We start from the raw sequence: 24794 nt of genomic DNA, 5'->3' as shown, positions 1-24794 counted from the left end.
GAAATCAACTCCCACGTTATGGTGATGAACCCTAATTTAAGCGAAAATTTCAATTTCTAGACACAATTAAGGTTATATTAACTTTTTTCAGCGGGTGTCCAAACATCCGCTGAAAGAAGTTAAAGCCTCCGGACGCAATTATGCCGAGGCATAATTGATTAGATGTCTAGAATAAGGAAATTTGCATTGTGCTGTAAACTATGCTATCCTTATGGTAATAATTTGTTGATATTTTTCCAGCAAAAGAGTGGGACCTTCCCGCTCTTTTCTGTTGTTATACCGTAGCAAAACAAATTTTTGACTAACAGCAGGTAAGACCGTTAAATTTCACCAAAGCTACTGGTGGAATTTCTGTTTTATTACGCCAGAATTTCATAGATACAGGAGGAAACAATGAGCAAAGTACCATCTTTAATTGAAGAGCTCGCGAAACCGATTGTTGAAGAGTTGAATCTTGAGTTAGTGGATGTCGAGTTCGTAAAAGAAGGACGTAACTGGTTTTTACGTGTTTATGTAGATACACCTGAGGGTGGAATTGACATTGAACAATGTGCTCAAGTTAGTGAACGACTAAGTTTGCTATTGGATGAAAATGATCCAATTACACAAAACTATTATTTAGAAGTTTCTTCACCTGGAGCAGAACGTCCATTAAAAAAAGATGCTGATTTTGAAAATGCGATTGGCAAATTTATTTATGTTAAAACCTATGAGCCCATCAAGGACATGAAGGAATTCCAAGGCTACTTAACGTCATATGATGAACATACATTAGTGATAGAAGTACGCATTAAAACGCGCAAAATTACAGTAACAATTGAACAAGAAAAAATCGCATTGGCACGACTAGCCATCGATTTTTAAGCATATTGCATATTTAGGAGTGAAAACAAAATGAGTAGTGATTTGTTAGATGCGCTAAATGCGCTAGAAGAACAAAAAGGAATTTCAAGAGATGTGTTAATTGAAGCGATTGAAGCGGCATTAGTTACTGCTTACAAACGCAACTTCAATCAAGCACAAAATGTTCGGGTTGACTTAAATTTAGATAAGGGCTCTATTCGTGTCTTTTCACGTAAAGATGTTGTTGAAGAAGTAGAGGATGACCGTTTGCAAATTTCTGAAGAAGATGCAAAGGCGATCAACCCTGCATACCAGTTGGAAGATGTGGTTGAACAGGAAGTGACACCTCGAAACTTTGGTCGTATTGCCGCTCAGACAGCGAAACAAGTTGTTACTCAACGTGTACGTGAGGCAGAACGTGGCTTAATTTACGAGCAATATGTGGACCGTGAAGATGATATCGTGACTGGTGTAGTTGAGCGTCTAGATGCTCGTAATATTTACGTAGGTCTAGGAAAAGTAGAGGCTGCATTACCACAAAACGAACAAATTCAAGGTGAAACATATCGTCCACACGATCGCATCAAGGTCTATATTACAAAGGTTGAACGTACAACACGCGGACCACAAGTCATTGTTTCACGTACACATCCTGGTTTATTACGCCGCCTATTTGAGATGGAAGTACCTGAAATCTATGAAGGTATTGTAGAAATTAAATCAATTGCTCGTGAAGCAGGAGATCGTTCTAAAATTTCTGTTCATGCACATAACGAAGAAGTAGATCCAGTAGGCTCATGTGTAGGAGCAAAAGGCGCGCGCGTACAAACAATTGTTAATGAATTAAACGGCGAAAAAATCGATATCGTTGAATGGTCAGAAGATCCAGTTGTTTTTGTAGCAAATGCTCTTAGCCCATCAAAGGTATTAGATGTTCAAGTAAATGAAGAAGAAAAATCTACTACGGTTGTCGTACCAGACTATCAATTATCATTAGCAATTGGTAAACGTGGTCAAAATGCACGTTTAGCTGCAAAGTTAACTGGCTGGAAAATTGATATTAAGAGTGAAACGGATGCTCGTGAGTTAGGTATTTATCCATCTGCTACAAGCACTTTCATACCTGCTGAGGATGAAGAAAGTGATTTTGATGATGTTGCAGTTGACTTATATCAAGACGACGAAGAATAAGTAAGAAAGCCCGTGTGACTAGTTAACTGCCATTATTCAGTGGGCGTTGGGTTGCGCCGACTGAATAATGGCAGAGCCTACAATGGAAAATATCTTGATACTTATTTAAAATCTAAGTATATGACCAATGTAGTGCATGGCTTAGTCCACCTCTTACGACAAGCTTCAGAGAGGAAAGGTGATTCTTATGGCTATTAATAAAAAAGTACCTCTTCGAAAATGTGTAGCTACTGGAGAAATGCTACCAAAGAAAGAAATGATTCGTGTCGTTCGTTCGAAAGAGGGCGAGGTAAGTGTTGATGTTTCCGGAAAAAAACCCGGACGTGGTGCCTATGTCTCTAAATCGGAAAAAGCGATTGAAATCGCCCGAAAGAAAAATGTTTTAGGGCACCAACTTGATGTAAAAATCCCTGAAGAAATCTACGATGAGCTTATTTTGTTAATTCGTAGGGAGTCTATTATATGATTAATCAAGCAGTGCATAATTTGCTTGGGATAGCGGCAAGAGCACGTAAAGTGATTTCAGGAGAAGAGTTAGTAGTAAAGGAAGTCCGCAATGGGAATGCTAAGCTAGTACTACTTGCAAACGATGCTTCTAAAAACTCTAGCAAAAAAATTCAAGATAAATGCACGTACTATAACGTTGAGTATCATGTAATTGGTGATCGTTATGATTTAGGACATGCTACAGGTAAGGAGGCCCGAGTGGCTTTAGCTATTACCGATAAAGGTTTTGCAAGCAAATTGTCTAGTCTACTCAACGAAAAATAATCGGGGGTGAGCAGATGACCAAAATCAGAGTTCATGAATATGCGAAACAAGTGAATAAAACGAGTAAAGAGGTTATTGAAGCACTAAGTCAATTAAATGTGAGTGTAACAAACCATATGTCAATGTTAGAAAAAGACATAGTATCAAAGTTAAACCAATCATTTAAAGCTACAAAAGAAGTGAAGAAACCTACTCAAAACGTATCGCAGAAATCACAAGCTAATGGCCAACAAAAATCACAGCAATCGATGAAAAAGCAAGAAGGGCAAAAGCAGCAATCTGCTACTTCTAAGCCTAAAGTTAATAATCAGCAACAAACGCATCAAAACTCAAATTCGTCTAACGAAAAATCTAAGAATATAAAAGGTAGCCAAAATAGAAATATGACACAAAATAACAATAATAACAATAATAATAATAATCGCAGAGGTGGCGGTGGTTACAACCAACGTCCAAAACCAGGAATTCACGGCGGAAAACGTCGCCATCCAAAAACACATCAACCAAGTCAACCAGTGAAACAAAAGGAATTACCAGAAAAAATTACTTTTGTTGAATCACTTTCAGTAGCAGAATTAGCAAAAAAACTGCACCGTGAACCATCAGAAATTATTAAAAAATTATTTATGCTTGGTGTAATGGCAACAATTAACCAAGAATTAGATAAGGATGCAATTGAATTAATTTGTGCAGACTATGGTGTAGAAGTTGAAGAAGAAATTCGTGTAGATATTACGGATTTAGAAACACACTTCGAACAAACAGAAGAAGTTAACGAGGCGGATTTATCAGAACGTCCTCCTGTAGTGACAATTATGGGGCACGTAGACCATGGTAAAACTACATTATTAGACTCTATCCGAAACACAAAAGTTACAGCTGGAGAGGCTGGCGGTATTACTCAGCATATCGGTGCTTATCAAGTAACTGAAGGCGACAAAAAAATTACGTTCCTTGATACACCAGGACATGCTGCTTTCACAACGATGCGTGCGCGCGGTGCGAAAGTAACGGACTTAACAATTTTAGTAGTAGCTGCGGATGATGGTGTTATGCCACAAACAGTAGAAGCGATTAACCACGCAAAAGCAGCAGAAGTACCAATTATCGTTGCAGTTAATAAAATGGATAAACCATCAGCGAATCCGGACCGAGTAATGCAAGAGTTAACAGAGCATGGCCTAGTTCCTGAAGCTTGGGGCGGCGAAACTATTTTCGTACCAATCTCTGCATTAAAAGGTGAAGGCATTGACACATTGCTTGAAATGATTTTACTTGTCGCTGAAGTTGGAGAATTAAAAGCGAACCCTGATCGCTTAGCACTTGGTACAGTAATTGAAGCACAGCTAGATAAAGGTCGAGGTTCTGTTGCAACGCTTTTAGTACAAGACGGAACATTAAAGGTTGGGGACCCAATTGTTGTCGGCCACACTTATGGACGTGTACGTGCAATGGTGAATGACAAAGGCCGTCGTGTGAAGGAAGCTGGACCATCAACGCCAGTAGAAATCACAGGCTTAAATGATGTACCACAAGCTGGTGACCGTTTCGTTGTCTTTGAAGACGAAAAAACAGCGCGCCAAGTCGGAGAAACTCGTGCAATGTCAGCCATTCAAGCACAACGCTCAGAAAAACAACGCGTAACGCTTGATAACTTATTCGAACAAATGAGTCAAGGCGAAATGAAAGAGCTAAACTTAATTGTTAAAGCTGACGTTCAAGGTACTGTAGAAGCTATGGCTGCATCATTAATGAAAATTGATGTTGAAGGCGTAAACGTGAAAATTATTCACACTGGCGCTGGGGCGATTACAGAATCAGATATTTCTCTTGCTGCGGCTTCAAATGCAATTGTTATTGGCTTCAATGTTCGTCCAGATGTCAATGCAAAACGTGCAGCAGAAGAAGAGGGCGTAGATATTCGTCTACACCGCATTATCTATAAAGTAATTGAGGAAATTGAACAAGCAATGAAAGGTATGCTTGATCCAGAATTCGTAGAGAAAATTATTGGTCAAGCAGAAGTTCGACAAACAATTAAAGTATCAAAAGTTGGTACTATTGCTGGTTCATACGTAACAGAAGGTAAAGTAACTCGTGATTCTGGCGTACGTATAATCCGTGAAAATGTAGTAATTTTTGAAGGTGAATTAGATACACTAAAACGTTTCAAAGATGAAGTTAAAGAAGTTGCAAGAGGTTACGAATGTGGTATTACAATTACAAACTTCAACGATATTAAAGAAGGCGATATTATCGAAGCCTATATTATGGAAGAAGTTAAACGCGTATAATGATTGTTTATGCAGAGGTTGAATTTATTATTCAAACTGCTCATTCGTTGAAGGAAAAACGTGCTGTTTTACAGCGTATGATTACCCGCACTAAGCAAAAATTTAATGTCTCTATTGCGGAAATTGACCATCAAAATGTATGGCAACGCACGAAATTAGCGCTTGTTGCTGTTTCTTCATCAAAAGAAGCTGCCGAGCGGGAAATTAATCATGCGCTCCACTACTTACAGTCAAATCCATCTTGGGAACAGCTAGATGTGTGGCGAGACTATTTATAAGTAACATTAGATCGTTGTATATGTTTAGATGTGATTTACTCATACCTTGCATACACAACGATCTGTACATCGAAATTGAGGTGACAAACTATGTCTCTACGCTCTAACCGTGTTGCTGAGCAAATGAAAAAAGAGCTCGGTGATATTCTTGGCCGTAAAATAAAAGATCCGCGTGTTGGTTTTGTTACTGTTACTGGTGTTGAAGTGACAGGTGATTTACAGCAAGCGACCATTTATATTACAACTCTAGGCAATGAACGTGAACGAGAGGAAACACTAAAAGCTTTAGTAAAAGCTTCTGGTTTCATTCGCTCGGAAATCGGTACACGAATCCGTTTACGTCGTACACCAGAATTAATCTTTGAATTTGATTCATCGATTGAATATGGGAACCGTATTGATTCATTGTTACGTGGTTTACACGAAGAATAAGTTTGACTTAAAAAAGTCTGCCCTATGCATGTTCATGCAGGCAGACTTTTTACATACGCCAAAGAAGATTTTGCTGAGCAAAACGGCGGAAAATATTCAAATTTGGATACTGTCAAATAGGCTAAAAAGAATTGATTTTCGTTCATCACCAAATTATGTGGGGAACAACTCCGAGTTATAGTGATGAACCTTGATATTAGGAGGGAATTTATGAACGGTATTTTACCGCTATGGAAGGAACGTGGCATGACGAGTCACGATTGCGTCTTTAAATTGCGAAAGATATTACGTACTAAAAAAGTTGGACATACAGGCACGCTTGATCCAGGGGTAGAGGGCGTTCTTCCAATTTGTATAGGTCAAGCAACACGTATTGCAGAATATTTAACAGATGCAGGAAAAACCTATGAAGCTGTGATTTCAATTGGTCGTACAACGACAACTGAGGATGCAGAAGGAGAAACGGTAGAACAAGATCATACGATTAAAAAGTTTACACGTACTCAATTGCTAGAAGTTTTAGCCTCCTTAACAGGTGTTATTACTCAAACACCACCGATGTTTTCGGCTGTCAAAGTAAATGGTAAACGTCTCTACGAATATGCTCGAAAAGGTGAAATTGTTGAAAGGCCCTCACGTCAGGTTACTATTTATGCATTAGAGCTGCTAGAAGATGTAGAAATATATGAAGGTCAAGAAATTATGTTTCCAATCCGAATAGCATGTAGTAAAGGGACCTATATTCGCACATTAGCTGTGCAAATCGGAGAGGCACTTGGCTATCCTGCACATATGAAAGAGCTCGTACGCACTGCCTCAGGTACGTTTACACAAGAAAATTGCTTTACATTGGCACAAGTTGCTGAGCTGATGGAAGCTGAACAAATCGATTCATGCATTTTACCAGTGGAGTATGCATTAACAGATTATCCGTATATTGAGATAACTTCTGCTAATGAAAAAGAAATTTCCAATGGACAAGTGCTTCCAGCCGATGCATTATTAAAGATACATGATAAAATTGTTTTTGGAATCAGTGGGAAAGCAATTGCGGTGTATCAGGCCCATCCTACAAAGGAAGGGCTTATGAAGCCACATAAGATGTTTCCGACGATAGAGTAGGAGGATTTTTTGTATGGAGGTCATTCATTTAAAATACCCACACCAACTACAGCAACGAGAAAGCATGCAGCCATACTCATTGGCACTCGGCTTTTTTGATGGTGTACATAGAGGGCATCAGGCAGTTATTAAGGCAGCGAAAGAAGAAGGAGACAAACGTCAAATTCCAACAGCTGTTATGACATTCGATCCACATCCTTCTGTAGTGCTAGGTGGACGTAACGAAAAGGTTTTTTATATTACGTTACTACAGCAGAAATTACAGCTTTTTGAAGAACAAGGTGTAGATACAGTATTTGTTGTACATTTCACATCAGATTTTGCAAAACTCTCACCTGTTGCATTTATTGATACATTTATTCGTGGGTTGAACATCCAACATGTTACAGCTGGCTTTGATTATTCTTTTGGTGCTTTTGGTAAAGGCACAATGGCAGATATGCTTGAATTGAGTAATGGAGAGTATGGCGTGACGGTTGTTGACAAGAAGACTGACAACATCGAAAAAATTAGCTCTACACGTATCCGTAAGCTTTTACAAGAGGGAGATATGGAAGAAGCAAGATTGCTCTTAGGACGACCATTTGAAGTTACGGGTATCGTTGTTCATGGTGATAAGCGAGGGCGTACAATAGGTTTCCCAACTGCTAATGTTCAAGCATTAGAGGGTACGTATATTCCAGCAAGCGGTGTGTATGCGGTTCGTTTACTTGTACAAAATAACTGGTATGATGGTGTATGTAATGTAGGCTATAAACCAACATTTAAAGATCCAAACGACAAGCAATTATCCATCGAAGTCCATATACTAAACTTTGAAAAAAATATCTACGGTGAAGAAGTACATGTAGCTTGGTATAAACGTATAAGAAGTGAACGAAAATTCGATGGTATTGAATCGTTGAAAGCACAAATCGAAAAGGATAAACAAGAAGCGATTGACTATTTTGGGGTCATTTCCGAAAGTTAGGAATGGCATTTGGAAATGTATACTTGTAAATAAGTTGATCTTCGATACAACTGGGCCTCCCCAGGAAAGCGCCCTAACGGAACGAAAATCAACCCCACGTTATAGTGATGAGCCAAAATCTACTTTAGCATTTGAATAGGCGCTTACGTTAACGCTTGCTTGACCTTTTGATTTATGGTAACATTCATAAGTGCATAATATGCTTAACCTTAGCTCGGTATATCGATAACTCCAACGTGTACTGTGCTAATGGGGATTAACAATTATTTAGGAGGTCCATACAAATGGCTATTTCAAAAGAACGTAAAAACGAAATTATTGCTGAGTACCGTACTCACGAAAGTGATACTGGTTCTCCAGAAGTACAAGTTGCAGTATTAACAGAGGAAATTAACGCTCTAAATGCTCACTTACGTACACACAAAAAAGATTTCCACTCTGAGCGTGGTCTTCTTAAAATGGTAGGTCGTCGCCGTCACTTATTAAAATATCTTCGTGAAACTGACGTACAACGTTACCGTGAACTAATCACTCGTTTAGGCTTACGTCGCTAATTGTCAATCGAAAAGCGGGATTAATCCCGCTTTTTCTTTATGTTTATAAACAAAGAGAAGATGACAAGCTTTCATATTGAGAAAACAAGCGTATATGGCATGAATCTTAATAGTTTCTCTATTAAATCAAGTTAAAAAACACAGTTTCAATAAAATACAGAAATAAATCCTAAATAAATTGGCAATAACTGAATTTAAATGTATGATTATTTCATGAAATATTTAGCATAGAACAAGCATTTTTGGTACACTTACTATTAGTACATACAGACGAAGTAAGTGTTTTTATAATAGAGAGGGGTTCATTGAATGAACGAAAAGAAAGTCTATTCCTATGAATGGGCTGGCCGTCCGCTTGTAATCGAAGTTGGACAGTTAGCAAAACAAGCAAATGGGGCCGTTTTAGTACGCTATGGTGATACATCTGTACTTTCAACAGCAACAATGTCAAAATCACCGAAACCACTTGATTTCTTCCCATTAACAGTAAACTACGAAGAACGTTTATACGCAGCAGGTAAAATTCCTGGTGGCTTTATTAAGCGTGAAGGACGTCCATCTGAAAAAGCAATACTAGCAAGCCGTTTAATCGACCGTCCGATTCGTCCGATGTTCCCAGACGGTTTCCGTAATGAAGTACAAGTAATTTCGATGGTTATGTCTAACGATCCAGATTGCACGTCTGAAATGGCTGCAATGGTTGGTTCATCATTAGCGTTAGCTATCTCGGATATTCCATTCGGTGGACCGATTGCAGGTGTACAAGTTGGATATATTGACGGTAAATTTATTGTGAACCCAACAGTGGAACAATCTAATCAATCAACAGTCCATTTATCTGTAGCAGGTAACAAGGATGCTATCAACATGGTTGAAGCAGGTGCACTAGAAGTACCGGAAGAAGTAATGCTAGAAGCCATTATGTTCGGTCATGAAGAAATCAAAAAAATTATTGCTCTCCAAGAGCAAATTGTTGCAGAAGTAGGGAAAGAAAAATTACCAGTAACGTTATTTGAAATTGATGAAGCGATTCAAGCAGATATAAAAACAGCTTGTGAGACTGACATGCATGATGCAATTCAAACTGCAGAAAAACATGCACGTGATGAGGCTATTAAAGCGGTAAAAGACCGTGTTATTGCTTCTTATGAAGAGCAAGAAGCGGATGATGAAACAATGAAGCAAGTATATACAATTCTAGATAAAATGGTTAAAGACGAAGTACGTCGTCAGATTACAGAAGATAAAGTTCGTCCAGATGGTCGTAAGTTAGACGAAATCCGTCCACTTTCTTCTGAAACAGGTTTATTACAACGTACTCACGGTTCAGCATTATTTACGCGTGGACAAACACAAGCCCTTTCTATTTGTACATTAGGTGCACTTGGGGATGTACAAATTATCGACGGTTTAGGTGTAGAAGAATCAAAACGCTTTATGCATCACTATAACTTCCCTCAATTCTCTGTAGGGGAAACAGGCCCGATTCGTGGACCAGGTCGTCGTGAAATCGGTCATGGTGCATTAGGAGAGCGTGCTCTTGATGCAGTTATTCCAGATGAATCTGTATTCCCATATACAATCCGTTGTGTATCGGAAGTACTTGAATCAAACGGTTCTACATCTCAAGCTTCAATCTGTGCTTCAACGTTAGCGATGATGGATGCTGGTGTTCCATTAAAGGCACCTGTAGCAGGTATTGCAATGGGTCTTATTAAAAAAGGAGAACACTACTCTATTTTAACGGATATTCAAGGTATGGAAGACCACCTTGGAGATATGGACTTTAAAGTTGCGGGTACAGCTAAAGGTGTAACAGCACTTCAAATGGACATTAAAATTGATGGTTTATCACGCAACATTTTAGAAGAAGCATTAACACAAGCTAAAATTGGCCGTATGCACATTTTAGAATCAATGCTTGCTACTCTTGCAGAACCACGTGAAAAATTATCTACATTTGCACCGAAAATTGTCATCGTGAAAATTAATCCTGATAAAATTCGCGATGTTATCGGACCTGGCGGTAAACAAATTAACAAAATTATTGAAGAAACTGGCGTAAAAATTGATACGGAGCAAGATGGTACAATTTACATCTCTTCTGCAGATGAAGAAATGAACGCTCGTGCAAAACAAATTATCGAAGACATCGTACGTGAAGCGAAAGTTGGCGAGTATTACTTATCAACAGTTAAACGTATTGAAAAATTCGGTGCGTTCTGTGAAATATTCCCAGGTAAAGATGGTTTACTTCACATCTCTGAAATTCAAGAGGAACGTACAAAACAAGTTGAAGATGTCTTAAAACTTGGCGATCAATTACTTGTAAAAGTTATTGAAATTGACAAGCAAGGTCGTGTGAATTTATCTCGTAAAGTAGTGATCCAAGAGGAAAAAGAACGCGCTGAGCAAGATAAATAATAAATTGTAGAAAAGGCTGCGTATAATGCGCAGCCTTTTTTAAATCAAATATATTGAAAATGGTTCAATAAGGGATATTTTGTGGGAATCTTACATTATGGTTCATCACTAAAAGTCGTGGATGATTTTTGGTAAAACGTATACTATGTAAATAAGTTGATGGAAGTGGAGAATGGGCGACTCCTTGGGGATTAGCGTCACAGATGAGACCCTGGAGCGAGCATCGCGAGTGAAGCGGCTCATCGGACGCCCCCAGGAAGCTCTGCTCTGCGCGAAAGCGAAGCGTCAGCGGCAAATGTTTTATCTGCGCGAAAGCGCCCAGTCGGAACGGAAATCAACCACACGTTTTGGTGATGATCCCACATTATGTCCTTGATGTAGAGCCAGAGATAAATTGGGGGAGATTTTTTGGTACAAGTACATACATGTCAGAATGGTGTGCGTATTGTGTCTGAGCAAATCGATCATGTAAGATCAGTTGCGCTAGGCATTTTTGTTAATGCAGGATCTCGTTATGAGCTACCTGAGGAAAATGGCATTACACATTTTATAGAACATATGCTTTTTAAAGGAACAAAAACTCGAACAGCTCGTCAAATTGCTGAAGAATTTGACCGAATTGGTGGAGAGTTAAATGCCTTTACATCCAAGGAAAATACTTGTTATTATGCAAAGATTTTAGACCATCATGCTGAGCTTGCCGTTACAATATTAGCAGATATGTTCTTTAACTCTACATTTGCAGAAGAAGAGTTAGAGAAAGAACGACAAGTTGTGCTAGAGGAAATATTAATGAGTGAAGACGCACCTGATGACGATGTTCATGAAAAGCTATGGGGAGTTATGTATCCGAATGATGCACTCGGTCGTCCAATACTAGGAACTGCGGCTACTTTGAAAACATTTACAGCAAAAAAAATACGTAACTATATGGCTAAACATTATGGTCCAGGGTCAGTTGTTATTTCAATAGCGGGAAATATTTCTGCAAAGCTCATGCAAACAATTGAAGACTTATTTGGCCAATATCAACCATCACCACTTGCGGTTGAACCTGTGCTATCGAATCCTCATTTTCATCCAGGAGAGATTTCAAAAACTCGTGATACGGAGCAAGCGCATTTAGCCATTTCTTATCCAGCAATTGGTGTAAAAGATTCAGATATGTATAGCTTCATCGCACTTAATAATATTATAGGTGGTAATATGAGTTCTCGTTTGTTCCAAGAAGTACGTGAGGAACGTGGTTTAGCCTATTCAATATTTTCTTACCAATCCTGTTATGCTGATGTTGGGGCATTTACGATTTATGGTAGTACAAGTCGTCAGCAATTATCACAGCTTCAGCATACAATTGATGCGACATTACTTGATATCGTGGCAGGTGGCGTGACAGAGGAAGAACTTATGAATGCGAAGGAACAGCTGAAGGGTAGTTTTGTACTCGGTCTAGAAGGGACAGGCGCTCGTATGAATCGTAACGGTACAAGTGAGTTGGTGCATCGCAAACATCGTTCAGTAGACGAAGTATTAGCGTCAATCGATGTCGTTTCAATGGAATCAGTAAATCGTTTAATAGCAAAAATCTTGAAAGCTGAGCCAGCCATTTCAATAATCGGCCCAGAAGCTTAAAAAGGTTGCCATTTATAGGCAACCTTTTTTCTATTCAGTTGCTTTAAAAAACTTCTCTTGCTAAATATAAGGTAAGGCTTTGAAGTAAAATAAAAATACTAATGATGATGCTCATGATTGTAGGGATCAAAATTATCAATAAATTTTCTACTACTTGAGATAAAAAGTAATGGATAGGGAAACTAATTATAAAAATAAGGAAGATGGCTGTCATCATTCTAAAATAACGTATCCGCTTTGTCTCGTCTAGATGATGGATATAAAACTGGATGGAGATGAGTAAAGAAGCGCTGCTAATATAGGCGAAGTACATGGCGAAATGCTCTGAAAAATTATCGTTTGCTGCAGTTTGTGAAAAATAAGCAGGTGCTATTAGAATAAAAAGTAGGATCACTACGCCGTGACAATATAGAAAATCAGCCTGTAACTGTGTTTTTCTCGTCAAAGGTAGACTATTTACAAACAACTCCCAATTTGCTTTTTGATCGTCCTCGTAGATTCCTCCAACAATGGAAGCAGAAAAAACTACAACAAATATTCCTATTGAGGGACTGTCTAAAATAGGTATTTCCGTGAAACTAATGATCATACAAATAATAGCTGCAAAAAGAATGGACCATTTTTGCACCATTATTCTTTGTAAAAGTAAAGCCTGCATTCACTCACTCCTTTAAAATTCTTTCCGTTTATATATGGCAGTTGAAATCAGAGAAGATAGCCATAAGATTAAAAGTCCAGCAAACGGAGCTAAAAACATATACTGTTTTAAGTCTGACAATGCTAATGGCATATCTGGTAAGTGCTCGTTTAAAAGACTAAATAAAAAGCTAGGTATGAAGCAAAAAGCAATAAGAACCATTCTTCCTTTATTGGAACCAAATTTAATGTAAATCGGTAATAATAGTGCTAGCATACAAAAGGCTAACGTCACAATAAGATTAAATGTTAGAAAAAACTCTGTAGATGCCCAATTATTCGTAAAACGATGAATAATGAATACAATCGGTAGTGCGAGGATGAGTCCAAAAATCAAAAGAACGATACTAAGTATATATTTACTAAGTATGATGTCCCCTTTTGAAATGGGTAAAGTATTCGCATATTTATCCCAGCTGCTTTGTTCATCATACGTAAGAGCAGTTATAGCTTGAAAGGTCACGACAAAAATAATAATCGTAAAGAGCATTAAAGCTTGTTGCATAAAAATTGATATGAATAGGAAAAAAATCAACACGAGGGCCTGAGCTTTTATTTGACGTTGAATCGTCATTAAATCTTTTAAGATAAGACCTGCCATGATTCAAACACTACCTTTCACATAAAATAGCATAATATCTTCTATAGAAGGCTTTTCAAGAGAAAATACTTCGTTTACTTCATTTTTTAGAACTAAGGCTTCTATACCAAAGGCTCCATTACGTTTTCTTATAATGGCATGTTCTGGTATTTCACTTACTTCCTCTTTATTGCCTTTAAATATTCCGTACTCGTAGAGCAGTACGTCTTTACCTTCACTAAATAAAATTTCGCCGTTATGAATGAATGTAATATAGTCAGCAATCTTTTCTAAATCACTTGTTATATGAGAAGAAAATAAAATGCTATGTGTTTCATCCTGCATAAACGTTAAAAATAAATCGAGAATTTCATCACGTATAATTGGATCTAGTCCACTCGTTGGTTCATCTAAAATTAACAATTTTGGATGATGCGATAATGCTAATGCAATGGACAGCTTCATCCTCATTCCCCGGGATAATTCTTTTACGTTCTTCCTCTTTGGAACTTTAAATTGTGCTAATCGCTCAAAATAAAAGTCTGAATCCCACGTTTTAAATACTTTTTTCATGATTTTGTCGAGCTGCGTCGCATTGAGCGTTTCAGGAACATGTAAATCGTCAAAAACCACACCGATGTCGTTTTTTATCGATAATTCATGTTCGACAATATCCTTCCCGAATAACAGAATTTCGCCATATTCTTTTTTTAATAAGTTAAGTATGCATTTAATTGTAGTAGACTTCCCAGCGCCATTTTCTCCTACAAAGCCCATGACAGTGCCTTGAGGTACTGAAAAACTTACATCACTAAGAGCAAACCCTTCAAAGCTTTTATGTAAATCATGAATTTCAATAGCATTCATTTAGTTGTCCTCCTCCAAAATTAATGAAAGTAACTCTTGTAATTCCTCTTTTGTCAGCCCAGCCGTTTTTGCCGTTTTAACCGCTTTCTGCATATGCTCTTCAACTTGGCGTAATAATTCCTCGCGCAGAAAATCTTGATTTCGTTCTGTAACAAAGCTTCCTTTCCCGGCCACCGTTTCGATAAATCCATCTCGCTCTAAATCTGCATAAGCACGCTTCGTTGTCATAACGCTAATTTTTAAATCCTTTGCAAGTGCACGAATAGAAGGTAGTGCATCACCGGCCTGTAATTTATTTGCTAATATAGCTTCCTTAAGCTGTAAGGTTATTTGCTCGTAAATGGGCTTATTGCTAGCGTTGCTTAAATGGATATGCACAAATTTTTCACCTCTCATAACTGTATATACACACTATACACAGATGGATGGGTAAATGCAATATTTTCCTACTTTGGGTAGGGGTCACGAATTGCAAAAACTCGGCATATATTGAGGTAACGGTTCAAGGAGGGAGATGAGGCATGTTACTATCAGAGATGGTGGATAAAGAGTTAATTCAAGTTGAAGGTGGCGTACATTTTGGTATACTGGCACATACAGAATGTCTCTTAGATGTGCAAACTGGAAAGATACATGGCTTTGAGATTGTTAAAGATAAGTTGCCATTCCAAAAAAAGAAAGTGAAAGTTAGTGAAATGATCCCTTGGCATGAAATTATACTAATTGGTGAAGATCGGATTTTATTTAATAAAACAACGACGGTACAGTCAGAATTTTTACAGTGAGGTGAGCTTTTGGAAAATGAAAAATGGCTTGTTATCGGTGAAGATCTAAGATTAAAGGAATTAGCTACAATGCTAAGAAGCCCATCGAGAACTGTATTTTATAAAAGAACGTCAGTTTGGAATGAGGAATTAAATAAGCTTGTATTAGAATTCCAACCAAATAGAATTATTCTGCCCATACTTCCGCTGAAAATTGAAGTGGAACAACTGTATGGCATATCACAAGTTAAATTTTATACAGGGCGTTTAACTATGCATTGGAAGCATTTACTTGAGAGAAATAAAACAAATTGCTATTTGCAGCAAGAATCTTTTATTTGGCAAAACGCAAGATTAACAGCGGAGGGATTTATCGCCACGTTTTACGGACTCGAGCAGAAATGTATTTACGGACAAAACTTTACTATCGCAGGGTTTGGGCGCACCGCCAAAATGCTCGCTTCTTTACTCGTCAAGATGGGCGCTAATGTCCATATTGTAGCGCGTTCAGTTGTACAAGTGAGTGAAGCAAAAGCATATGGTTATAAAGCTACGAATTTAGATGATCGCCAATGGTCAATTAGTGATGGAATTTTTATTAATACGATTCCAGCTAAGTGGATTACTGATTCATTTAAAGAACATGTCCCAACTGTACTATATGATTTGGCTTCAGAGCCTGGCTGTTTAGATATAGACGCTGAACAATTACAAACGTATGTGCTATTGCCGTCATTACCCGGGAAATACTTTGCACATGATGCAGCTACAATACTGTGCAAGGCAATAGAGGAGGAAGAAAATTGCTAATAGGGAAACGAATTGGTTTAGGTATTACAGCCTCCCATTGCACGTATGAGGATGTAGTACCTAAAATTCAAAACTTTATAGACGTAGGGGCAACAGTTATCCCAATAATTACACACTCCGTTTTACATGCAGCTACGCGTTTTGGTACTGGGGAGGAGTGGATAGCAAAAATAGAGGAGTTGACTGGAGAAAAGGTTATTTCCTCTATTAAAGAGGCAGAACCATTCGGACCATCCAATCCATTGGATGCGATGGTTATAGCTCCGATGACAGGCAATAGTATTAGTAAATTTGCTAATGCAGCAACAGATAGCCCGGTGTTAATGGCTGCGAAGGCAACATTGCGTAACGGTTCGCCTGTTATCCTAGGCATTTCAACAAATGATGCTCTTGGCTTAAATTCTTTAAATATAATGAAGCTACTAAATGCCAAAAACATTTACTTTATCCCATTTGGGCAGGACTCACCGCATTCAAAGCCAAATTCTTTGATTGCTGATTTTGAACAAATGGTGGCCACTGTTCATGAAGCAATTACTGAGAAAAAGCAATTACAACCGCTGTTGATACAATATTTCAAATAATTCATGGATTACACACAATTTTCAGTATTTTTGTGATACAATAGCACACATTATGGAACTTGTATTCAAGGAGAGATGACAGATGACAAAGCAGTTAACAGTTGCAGTTGTTGGGGCAACAGGAGCAGTAGGAACAAAAATGATGGAGCAGCTTATTAAACGTAATTTTCCGATTGGAGATATTAAGTTTTTAGCTTCTGCTCGTTCAGCAGGAAAATCAATCGAGTTTAGTGATAAGACTTATACAATAGAAGAAGCGACACCTGAAGCTTTTGAGGGCGTCAATGTCGCTTTATTCTCTGCTGGTGGCTCGGTATCTGCCGTACTTGCACCAGAAGCGGCAAAACGCGGTGCAGTAGTGATCGATAATACGAGCCATTTCCGCATGGATCCAGAGGTACCACTAGTTGTACCAGAAGTAAATCGTGGTGATCTTGCTAAGCATAAAGGAATTATTGCGAATCCAAACTGCTCTACCATTCAAATGATGGCTGCACTTGAACCTATTCGTAATGCATTTGGCTTAACAAAAATTATCGTATCGACATACCAAGCTGTTTCAGGTGCAGGTGTTTCTGCCATTCAGGAATTAAAGGCACAAAGTACTAACTGGGATGCAGGTAAGGATGTAGAAGCAAATATTTTACCTTCTGGTAGCGACAAACGTCACTATCCAATCGCTCGTAATGTCATTCCACAAATTGATAAATTTACAGACAATGGCTTTACATACGAGGAAATGAAGATGATTAATGAAACGAAAAAAATCATGAATGCACCAGAGCTAAAAGTTGCTGCAACTTGCGTTCGCGTGCCAGTCGTTTCAGGACATTCTGAGTCTGTTTATATTGAGGTAGAGAAAGAAGCAACGGTACAAGAGATATTTGAAGTATTACGCAGTGCACCAGGTGTGATATTACAAGATGATATCGCAACACAAACTTACCCAATGCCTATCTATGCAGAAGGGGAAGATGCTACTTTTGTAGGACGTATCCGTCAAGATTTAGACAACAAAAAAGGATTCCACCTATGGATCGTTTCCGACAATCTTTTAAAAGGGGCTGCATTGAACTCAATCCAAATTGCAGAAGCATTGCTGGAGGATAACTTACTATAAGAGGGGTGTAAGGATGAATTTAGGGCGAATTGGAACGGCGATGATTACGCCGTTCAAAGAAGATGGCACGATTAATTATCCAGAACTAGAACGTATTATTAATCATTTGATTGATAATGGTACAGATTGTATTGTCGCATGTGGCACAACCTCTGAAAACCCAACTATGTCCACAGAAGAAAAAATTGAAGTTGTACGCTTTACAGTAGAAAAAGTAGCAGGCCGTGTACCCGTAATTGCGGGTACAGGGGATAACGAAACTGCTTACTCTATTGCAATGACGCACAAGGCTGAAGAAAATGGTGCAGATGGTATTATGCTTGTAGCACCATATTACAACAAGCCAAATCAACGCGGTATTTTTGCGCACTTTGAAACAATTGCTAAAGAAACAAGTTTACCTGTCATGCTTTATAATGTGCCAGGACGTACGGGTGTCAATGTTGCCTATGAAACTTCCGTTGCTTTAAGTAAAATTCCTAATATTGCATGGATTAAAGAAGCAAGCGGCAATTTAGTTCAAATGGGCGATATTATTGAAAATGTTGATTTAAATGATAATTTCTTAGTATATAGTGGGGATGATGGTTTAACACTTCCACTATTAGCAATCGGCGGAGCAGGTATTATTTCAGTGGCTGCCCATGTAGTTGGTAATGATATGCAATTAATGATTAAAGCGTTTGAAGAAGGAAATCACGAGCTAGCAGCCAAAATTCACCGAGCATTATTACCACTTGTACGTGCGCTGTTCGCACAACCAAATCCTTCGCCTGTAAAATATGCGATGACCAAATTAGGCTTTGATACAATCAACGTTCGTCTGCCAATGATGGAAATGACGGATGAAGAAAAAGCAAACTTTGACCAAATTTGGGATACGTATCAAGAAAAGGCGAGAGGCTTTAGAAAAATAAGTAGCTTTAGCTAAACTGTAATTGGAGCTAATTCGTATTAGCCTCCCAGACTTTAGACAAACTTGAAATTTAGGTTTGTCTAAAGTCTTTTTTCTTTTTAGGATTAGAAAGGGGAAATCGCTCAGGTACCAGAAGAATCCGCTCGGGTAGGAGTGAAAATCGCTCAGGTACCAGAGGAATCCGCTCGGGTAGGAGTGAAAATCGCTCAGGTACCAGAGGAATCCGCTCGGGTAGGAAGAAAAACCGCTCAGGTAGCCCCGAAAACCGCTCCGGTAGAAAAGAGACCAGCTCAAGTAATATCAAAATCCGTTCTGGTAAATAGGAAAACTGCTCAGGCGCTATACCCAGCCACTATAACCATCAAAGTGGAAGTGATGAACATCCTAGCAATGATAAATCCAGCTTACTTCAATAGTTTTTGCTTATAAAAGACAAATTTAGAGCCTTCACCACGCTATATCCCCACAATCCTTTCCACCTAATGGTAATGCAAAATAGCAATTATTTTCTTTTTCAATCATGAAACGTGTATTTTTGATTTGTGCAAAAGCTTTGCAAACCGTATAATAAATCTTAAGTGGTTGCTGTTCGGGATATTTTTTAGGAGGAAATAAATTGACAAAAAAGAAAAATGAATTAATTCGCATCATTCCACTTGGTGGCGTGGGCGAAATTGGTAAAGCAATGTACGTAGTAGAAATTGACGAAGAGCTATTTGTAGTGGATAGTGGCTTGATGTTCCCTGAAGACGAAATGCTGGGTATTGATATCGTAATTCCAGATATTACGTATTTAGAGGAAAATAAAGATCGTGTAAAAGGGATTTTCTTAACGCATGGTCATGAAGATGCAATTGGCGCCATTGCCTACGTATTACAAAAAGTGAAAGCGCCAGTGTACGGATCAAAATTAACAATTGCACTTGCAAAGGAACATTTAAAGGAATTGCCTGCACCACATCAGGTGAAATTCTTTGAGGTTACGAACCGTAGTCGTATGAATTTTAACTCAACGTATGTGACATTCTTCCATACAACACATAGTATTCCCGATTCGTTAGGGGTAGTGTTCCATACATCTGAAGGAGCAATTGTTCATACAGGTGAGTTTAAATTCGATCAATCCGCGACAGGTAAATTTAAGCCTGATTTAGCAAAAATGGCTCAGCTAGGAGAAGAAGGCGTATTTATGCTGCTATCTGAGTCGAGTGAAGCTGAGCGACCAGGTTATACGACATCTGAGATTGTGATTGAAGAGCAATTATCAAAAACATTCCATTCAGCACCAGGTCGTATTTTAGTTGCTGTTTATGCATCGAATTTTATTCGTATTCAACAAGTATTGACACAAGCTCAAAAGTCGTTCCGTAAAGTAGTTATTGTAGGAAAACCTTTAGAAAAAGCTGTGGATTTAGGTGCAAATCTAGGTTACTTAACAGTAGAAGAAGATACAATCATCCCTATCTCAGAAATGCAAAAGTATCAAGATGATGAGATTATTATTATTGCAACAGGTAATAAAGGCGAGCCACTTGACGCATTAGAAAAAGTTGTCCGCAAACATCACCGAGACATTAAAATTAAGAAAGATGATACAGTATTAATTACTTTTACACCGTCTCCTGGAATGGAAGTACAGATGGCTAATACGATGAACTCCATCGCAAAAGCAGGTGCTGAAATTCTGACATCTAGCAAAAATGTACATGTGTCGGGTCATGGTAGCCAAGAGGATTTAAAGTTAATGCTGAACTTAATGCAACCAAAGTACTTTATCCCTGTGCAAGGGGAGTACCGCATGCTTATTGCTCACTCTAAGCTTGCTCAACAGCTAGGTATGCACAAATCACAAATATTCATCGCCGATAAGGGTGATATTGTAGAATATAAAAATGGTAAAATGCGAATGAGTGGCCGTGTACAAGCTGGTAATGTATTAATAGATGGTATTGGTGTTGGAGATGTAGGCAACATTGTACTACGCGATCGTAAATTATTATCACAGGATGGTATTTTCATTGTTGTAGTAACATTAAACCGTGCTCAAAAGAAAATTGCATCTGGTCCAGAAATTTTATCGCGTGGTTTCGTATATGTACGTGAATCAGAGGAATTAATGGTGGAAGCTTCTGAAATTGCGAAAAACGTTATTGAAAAATACGTGGGTAAAGATACATTTGAATGGACAAACATTAAACAAGAAATTCGAGATACACTAAATACGTATTTATTCCAAAAAACAAAGCGCCGCCCAATGATTATCCCAATCATTATGGAATATTAAAAAATAACTCATCGTTGAATGTTTAGTAAGAAGTGAATAAAAAAGGATTTTCTAGCCGAATGAGAACGGTGGAAAATCCTTTTTTTGGCTCATCACCAAAAGTTGGGGGATTGTATTTTTCGTTACAGATGAGATCTTGGAGCGCAGTAAAGGAACGAAGGATAAAAGCATCCGAAAACATCTGTTGTTGCTGTCGCTTCGCTTTCGCACAGACAAAAACCCTGTTGCTGTTGCTGTCGCTTCGCTTTCGCACAGAAAATATTTGGTGCCCCGACGTCCCCGGGAAAATGCCTAGCCTGAACGGAAATCAACCCCACTTTATGGCGATGAGTCTTTTTTTTGAAATAATCAAGTTCTACATGTTATTATTCGCTACATATATAGAATGGACTGTAAAAGAAGGTGAAATAGATGGCGACTAGTAAAAAACGAAAAATCACTAAAGGAAAAGCGAAAACAGAAAAAAAAGAAATGCATCCGCTTATGTATGAAATTTTAGGACTCATCTTAATTGCAGTAGCGGTTATTATGATTTTTGAATATGGCATGATTGGACGTGTCCTACAAACAATAGCTATGTTTCTTGTTGGAAATCTACATTTTGCTGTGCCATTTATGCTTATATTTGTTGCAGTGTTGCTCATGATTGGGCGAAAGAAAATAAGCATTAAGGATCGTCTAATTGTAGGTATGCTCTTAATCGTTATGAGTTTAACCATTTTTAGTCACGGCATTCTTTTTGAACAATTATCAAAATCTGGAGGTTTATTATCAGATTCTGTTTTACGAGAATCTTGGCGAATTTTAATTGATACTGAGGGTGTCATCCATCGAAGTGATGCTCTTGGAGGCGGTATGATTGGTGCACTGTTATTTAGTGCTCTCCATGTATTATTCGAAGCAACAGGTGCGAAGGTCGTTGCATGGGTTATTTTCTTTATCGGATTAATTTTAGTAACAGGAAAGGCACTTGTTCCATATTTAGCGGAAAAAATGCCCGACCTTTTTGGCAAATGGCAAAAGAAACATCGTGATAACAAAAAAAATATGCCAAAGAAACCTAAAAATCGCCGTTCAAGAGTTGAAAGTACGGATGAAATTGCTGCTGTTGATCAAGCGGATGAGATACAAGAGGAAGAAGAAGTGGTTTCCCATGAACCTATTATCTCTGCCTTTACTCAAAATGTGTCTCACGAACGAGAAGCATTTGCAACTGTTGAAAATGGAGAAATTGTAGATGATGTCCATATTGAAGGTGCAGATGCTGTAGAAAATGCAGATTATCAACTTCCTTCATATAATCTATTACAATTACCGCCACAGCATGACCAAAGCAGCGAATATTCTGTCATACAGGCAAATGCGAAAAAGCTTGAGCAAACGTTGCAAAGCTTTGGTGTAAAGGCCAAAGTAACGCAGGTTCATTTAGGCCCAGCTGTAACGAAATATGAAATATTACCAGATGTAGGCGTGAAAGTAAGTAAAATTGTAAACTTACAGGATGATCTTGCCTTAGCACTTGCCGCGAAGGATATTCGTATGGAAGCGCCTATCCCTGGTAAGTCTGCAATCGGCATTGAAGTACCAAATAGTGAGGTAGCCATTGTCACACTGCGTGAAGTGTTAGAATCGAAAGACGGAGCAAAGCCGGAAGCATTATTGCAAGTCGCATTTGGCCGTGATATTACAGGGCAAGCTGTACTTGCTGAGCTTAATAAAATGCCGCATTTACTTGTTGCAGGTTCAACGGGCAGTGGGAAAAGTGTGTGTATAAATGGTATTATCGTGTCCATACTAATGCGTACGAAACCTCATGAAGTAAAACTGATGATGATTGACCCAAAAATGGTGGAATTAAATGTCTATAACGGCATTCCGCATCTACTGGCACCAGTAGTTACAGATGCACGCAAAGCGTCTCAGGCTCTAAAGAAAGTAGTGTCAGAAATGGAACGTCGCTACGATTTGTTTTCTCATACAGGTACACGTAATATTGAGGGCTATAATAGCCATGTACAAAAGATGAATGAGCAAACCGATGAAAAACATCCGAAATTACCTTATATTGTGGTAATTGTAGATGAGTTAGCGGACTTAATGATGGTTGCATCAAGTGATGTAGAGGATTCTATTACACGTTTAGCACAAATGGCACGTGCTGCAGGGATCCATTTAATAATTGCAACCCAACGACCAAGTGTAGATGTGTTGACAGGTGTTATTAAAGCAAATATTCCTTCACGCATTGCCTTTGCGGTGTCGTCAGCAATTGACTCAAGAACGATTTTAGATATGGGGGGCGCAGAGCGTTTACTCGGTCGAGGAGATATGCTGTTTTTACCTGCTGGTGCATCTAAACCAAAACGGGTGCAAGGTGCCTTTTTATCAGATCAAGAAGTTGAATCGGTCGTTAATTTTGTTATAGAACAGCAAAAGGCACAGTATCAGGAAGAGATGATACCGACCGAAGAAGAAACCATTTTAGAGGAAACGGATGAATTATTTGATGAAGCAGTGCAACTAGTGGTAAGTATGCAGACAGCATCAGTTTCCATGTTGCAGCGACGCTTCCGTATCGGATATTCAAGAGCTGCTCGTATAGTCGATCAAATGGAACAACGCGGTATTGTCGGGCCTTCTGAAGGTAGTAAACCTCGTCAAGTGCTCATTCATCAGTATGATAATTGATACCGAAATAATGACAAATTAGTGGATAATGCTGTATATTTGTCTATTAATTTGAAAAGGTTATGGATAAAGGGTGAATTCTAAAACAGATTTTATTCAAAACTGTTTATTTCATTCTACAAAAATGTTATATTTATGAACGATTAGTAGGAATGTTGTACATCAGATGTCTGATCTCTGATTTTGGTGGTGATATATGTGACTATTAAAGCAGATCATCGTCATCTCTATCTTCAAGTAATTGATCGTTTAAAGTCTGACATTGATACAGGCGTTTTTAAAGAAAATGAAAAACTGCCTTCAGAGTTTGAATTATCGAAATCACTAGGAGTCAGTCGAGCAACACTTAGAGAAGCGCTACGGCTGTTGGAAGAAGAAAATGTCATTGTGCGTCGACATGGGGTGGGTACGTTTGTAAACCCTAAGCCATTGTTTACATCAGGTATCGAGCATTTATCAAGCATTTCTTCTATGATCGAGGCAGTAGGTATGGAACCCGGTTCTCGCTTTTTAAAAGCGACAGAAAACATACCTTCTGAGGAAGATTTAAAACGCTTCCAATGTGATGACGGAGATAAAATACTCACGATTGAACGTGTCAGAACAGCAGATGGTGAACCAGTAGTATACTGCATTGACAGATTACCTGCAAGCTTTCTGCCAACTGACTTTGTAGAAAAAAAAGAAGTTTCACTTTTCTCCGCACTTGAACAATCCGGTAAAATTCATGTTGCCTATGCTGTGACATATATTGATCCAGTTGGGTATCATGAGCAAGCATCACCGATTTTAAATTGCGGTCGTGAAACAGCTCTTTTAGTTTTAAAGCAGTTGCATTACGATGATCATGATCAAGTAGTGCTATATTCAAAAAATTATTTCCGAGCTGATAAATTCAGTTTCCATGTAGTTCGTAAACGGGTGTAGAACATTTCTAAAGATTTTTCCTGCTAATTACAATACCTTTGGGGGGT

26 protein-coding genes are annotated in these 24794 nt (G+C 38.4%); 21 read left to right on the top strand and 5 right to left on the bottom strand.

Annotated elements, in window-relative coordinates:
- Positions 1-393: 393 nt before the first annotated feature.
- The 13 genes from rimP (at position 394) to QRN68_RS00635 (ending at position 12511) form a co-directional block, all read left to right on the top strand.
- On the top strand, positions 394-864 hold the full coding sequence (rimP, locus tag QRN68_RS00695; protein WP_285394635.1) for a ribosome maturation factor RimP: 471 nt from the start codon (positions 394-396) through the stop codon (positions 862-864).
- A 30-nt stretch (positions 865-894) separates the two neighbouring features.
- Positions 895-2034, top strand: a complete 1140-nt coding sequence (nusA, locus tag QRN68_RS00690) for a transcription termination factor NusA (protein ID WP_285394634.1) — start codon at positions 895-897, stop codon at positions 2032-2034.
- Positions 2035-2221: 187 nt separating this feature from the next.
- Positions 2222-2500 carry an RNase P modulator RnpM gene (rnpM, locus tag QRN68_RS00685; RefSeq protein ID WP_068983119.1) on the top strand — a complete coding sequence of 93 codons (279 nt, stop codon included), beginning with the start codon at positions 2222-2224 and terminating at the stop codon, positions 2498-2500.
- Positions 2497-2805: a YlxQ family RNA-binding protein gene (locus QRN68_RS00680; protein ID WP_053483263.1), complete on the top strand. Its 309-nt coding sequence runs from the start codon at positions 2497-2499 to the stop codon at positions 2803-2805. The genes rnpM and QRN68_RS00680 overlap by 4 nt, the downstream gene beginning before the upstream one ends.
- 14 nt (positions 2806-2819) lie before the next feature.
- Positions 2820-5099 (top strand): translation initiation factor IF-2, encoded by a 2280-nt coding sequence (gene infB, locus QRN68_RS00675; RefSeq protein ID WP_285394632.1) that lies wholly within the window; start codon positions 2820-2822, stop codon positions 5097-5099.
- A complete protein-coding gene (locus QRN68_RS00670; protein WP_285394631.1) occupies positions 5099-5377 on the top strand; it encodes a DUF503 domain-containing protein in 279 nt (92 codons plus the stop codon). Before infB ends, QRN68_RS00670 begins: the two co-directional genes overlap by 1 nt.
- 90 nt (positions 5378-5467) lie before the next feature.
- Positions 5468-5809, top strand: coding sequence for a 30S ribosome-binding factor RbfA (gene rbfA / locus QRN68_RS00665; protein WP_285394629.1), 342 nt, complete (start codon positions 5468-5470; stop codon positions 5807-5809).
- 210 nt (positions 5810-6019) lie between these two features.
- Complete coding sequence (gene truB, locus QRN68_RS00660) at positions 6020-6931, top strand: tRNA pseudouridine(55) synthase TruB (protein ID WP_285394628.1); 912 nt, start codon at positions 6020-6022, stop codon at positions 6929-6931.
- Between the two features lie 13 nt (positions 6932-6944).
- Positions 6945-7901, top strand: coding sequence for a riboflavin biosynthesis protein RibF (gene ribF, locus QRN68_RS00655; RefSeq protein ID WP_285394627.1), 957 nt, complete (start codon positions 6945-6947; stop codon positions 7899-7901).
- A gap of 284 nt (positions 7902-8185) precedes the next feature.
- Positions 8186-8455: a 30S ribosomal protein S15 gene (gene rpsO / locus QRN68_RS00650; protein ID WP_053483257.1), complete on the top strand. Its 270-nt coding sequence runs from the start codon at positions 8186-8188 to the stop codon at positions 8453-8455.
- A gap of 309 nt (positions 8456-8764) precedes the next feature.
- Positions 8765-10879: a polyribonucleotide nucleotidyltransferase gene (pnp, locus tag QRN68_RS00645; RefSeq protein WP_285394626.1), complete on the top strand. Its 2115-nt coding sequence runs from the start codon at positions 8765-8767 to the stop codon at positions 10877-10879.
- Between the two features lie 184 nt (positions 10880-11063).
- A complete protein-coding gene (locus tag QRN68_RS00640) occupies positions 11064-11255 on the top strand; it encodes a hypothetical protein (protein WP_285394624.1) in 192 nt (63 codons plus the stop codon).
- Between the two features lie 32 nt (positions 11256-11287).
- Entirely contained in the window at positions 11288-12511 is a 1224-nt protein-coding gene (locus QRN68_RS00635; RefSeq protein ID WP_285394623.1) for a M16 family metallopeptidase, read from the top strand.
- A gap of 43 nt (positions 12512-12554) precedes the next feature.
- Here QRN68_RS00635 and QRN68_RS00630 read toward each other — a convergent pair whose 3' ends face one another.
- The 4 genes from QRN68_RS00630 to QRN68_RS00615 are packed head-to-tail and all read right to left on the bottom strand — an operon-like array spanning position 12555 to position 15032.
- Positions 12555-13169, bottom strand: coding sequence for an ABC-2 transporter permease (locus QRN68_RS00630; protein WP_285394622.1), 615 nt, complete (start codon positions 13167-13169; stop codon positions 12555-12557).
- Positions 13170-13181: 12 nt separating this feature from the next.
- On the bottom strand, positions 13182-13808 hold the full coding sequence (locus QRN68_RS00625) for an ABC-2 transporter permease (protein WP_285394621.1): 627 nt from the start codon (positions 13806-13808) through the stop codon (positions 13182-13184).
- Between the two features lie 3 nt (positions 13809-13811).
- Positions 13812-14654, bottom strand: coding sequence for an ABC transporter ATP-binding protein (locus tag QRN68_RS00620; protein WP_285394620.1), 843 nt, complete (start codon positions 14652-14654; stop codon positions 13812-13814).
- The gene (locus QRN68_RS00615) at positions 14655-15032 is read right to left on the bottom strand and encodes a GntR family transcriptional regulator (protein WP_285394619.1); all 378 of its coding nucleotides are present in this window, start codon (positions 15030-15032) and stop codon (positions 14655-14657) included. It abuts the gene before it with no gap.
- 143 nt (positions 15033-15175) lie between these two features.
- Between QRN68_RS00615 and QRN68_RS00610 the strand changes: the two genes are divergently transcribed.
- The 6 genes from QRN68_RS00610 (at position 15176) to QRN68_RS00585 (ending at position 21132) form a co-directional block, all read left to right on the top strand.
- Complete coding sequence (locus QRN68_RS00610) at positions 15176-15439, top strand: YlmC/YmxH family sporulation protein (RefSeq protein WP_053594254.1); 264 nt, start codon at positions 15176-15178, stop codon at positions 15437-15439.
- A 9-nt stretch (positions 15440-15448) separates the two neighbouring features.
- Positions 15449-16228 (top strand): dipicolinate synthase, encoded by a 780-nt coding sequence (locus QRN68_RS00605; RefSeq protein ID WP_285394614.1) that lies wholly within the window; start codon positions 15449-15451, stop codon positions 16226-16228.
- Complete coding sequence (locus tag QRN68_RS00600; protein ID WP_285394611.1) at positions 16222-16812, top strand: dipicolinate synthase subunit B; 591 nt, start codon at positions 16222-16224, stop codon at positions 16810-16812. The genes QRN68_RS00605 and QRN68_RS00600 overlap by 7 nt, the downstream gene beginning before the upstream one ends.
- 82 nt (positions 16813-16894) lie before the next feature.
- Positions 16895-17932 carry an aspartate-semialdehyde dehydrogenase gene (locus tag QRN68_RS00595; RefSeq protein WP_285394610.1) on the top strand — a complete coding sequence of 346 codons (1038 nt, stop codon included), beginning with the start codon at positions 16895-16897 and terminating at the stop codon, positions 17930-17932.
- Positions 17933-17945: 13 nt separating this feature from the next.
- On the top strand, positions 17946-18863 hold the full coding sequence (dapA, locus tag QRN68_RS00590) for a 4-hydroxy-tetrahydrodipicolinate synthase (protein WP_285394609.1): 918 nt from the start codon (positions 17946-17948) through the stop codon (positions 18861-18863).
- Between the two features lie 601 nt (positions 18864-19464).
- Positions 19465-21132 carry a ribonuclease J gene (locus tag QRN68_RS00585; protein WP_285394607.1) on the top strand — a complete coding sequence of 556 codons (1668 nt, stop codon included), beginning with the start codon at positions 19465-19467 and terminating at the stop codon, positions 21130-21132.
- Between the two features lie 22 nt (positions 21133-21154).
- Here QRN68_RS00585 and QRN68_RS00580 read toward each other — a convergent pair whose 3' ends face one another.
- The gene (locus QRN68_RS00580) at positions 21155-21385 is read right to left on the bottom strand and encodes a hypothetical protein (RefSeq protein ID WP_285394606.1); all 231 of its coding nucleotides are present in this window, start codon (positions 21383-21385) and stop codon (positions 21155-21157) included.
- A 158-nt stretch (positions 21386-21543) separates the two neighbouring features.
- On the opposite strand from QRN68_RS00580, the gene QRN68_RS00575 reads away from it, so the two are divergent.
- Both QRN68_RS00575 and QRN68_RS00570 read left to right on the top strand, forming a co-directional pair.
- Positions 21544-23820 carry an FtsK/SpoIIIE family DNA translocase gene (locus QRN68_RS00575; protein ID WP_285394605.1) on the top strand — a complete coding sequence of 759 codons (2277 nt, stop codon included), beginning with the start codon at positions 21544-21546 and terminating at the stop codon, positions 23818-23820.
- Positions 23821-24018: 198 nt separating this feature from the next.
- The gene (locus QRN68_RS00570; RefSeq protein ID WP_285394602.1) at positions 24019-24747 is read left to right on the top strand and encodes a GntR family transcriptional regulator; all 729 of its coding nucleotides are present in this window, start codon (positions 24019-24021) and stop codon (positions 24745-24747) included.
- The last annotated feature ends 47 nt before the right edge of the window (positions 24748-24794 follow it).

Source organism: Lysinibacillus sp. fls2-241-R2A-57 (assembly GCF_030209535.1).
Taxonomy (GTDB): Bacteria; Bacillota; Bacilli; order Bacillales_A; family Planococcaceae; genus Lysinibacillus.
Note: the sequence above shows the minus strand (reverse complement) of the source record. Positions and strands in the feature narration are given on the sequence as shown.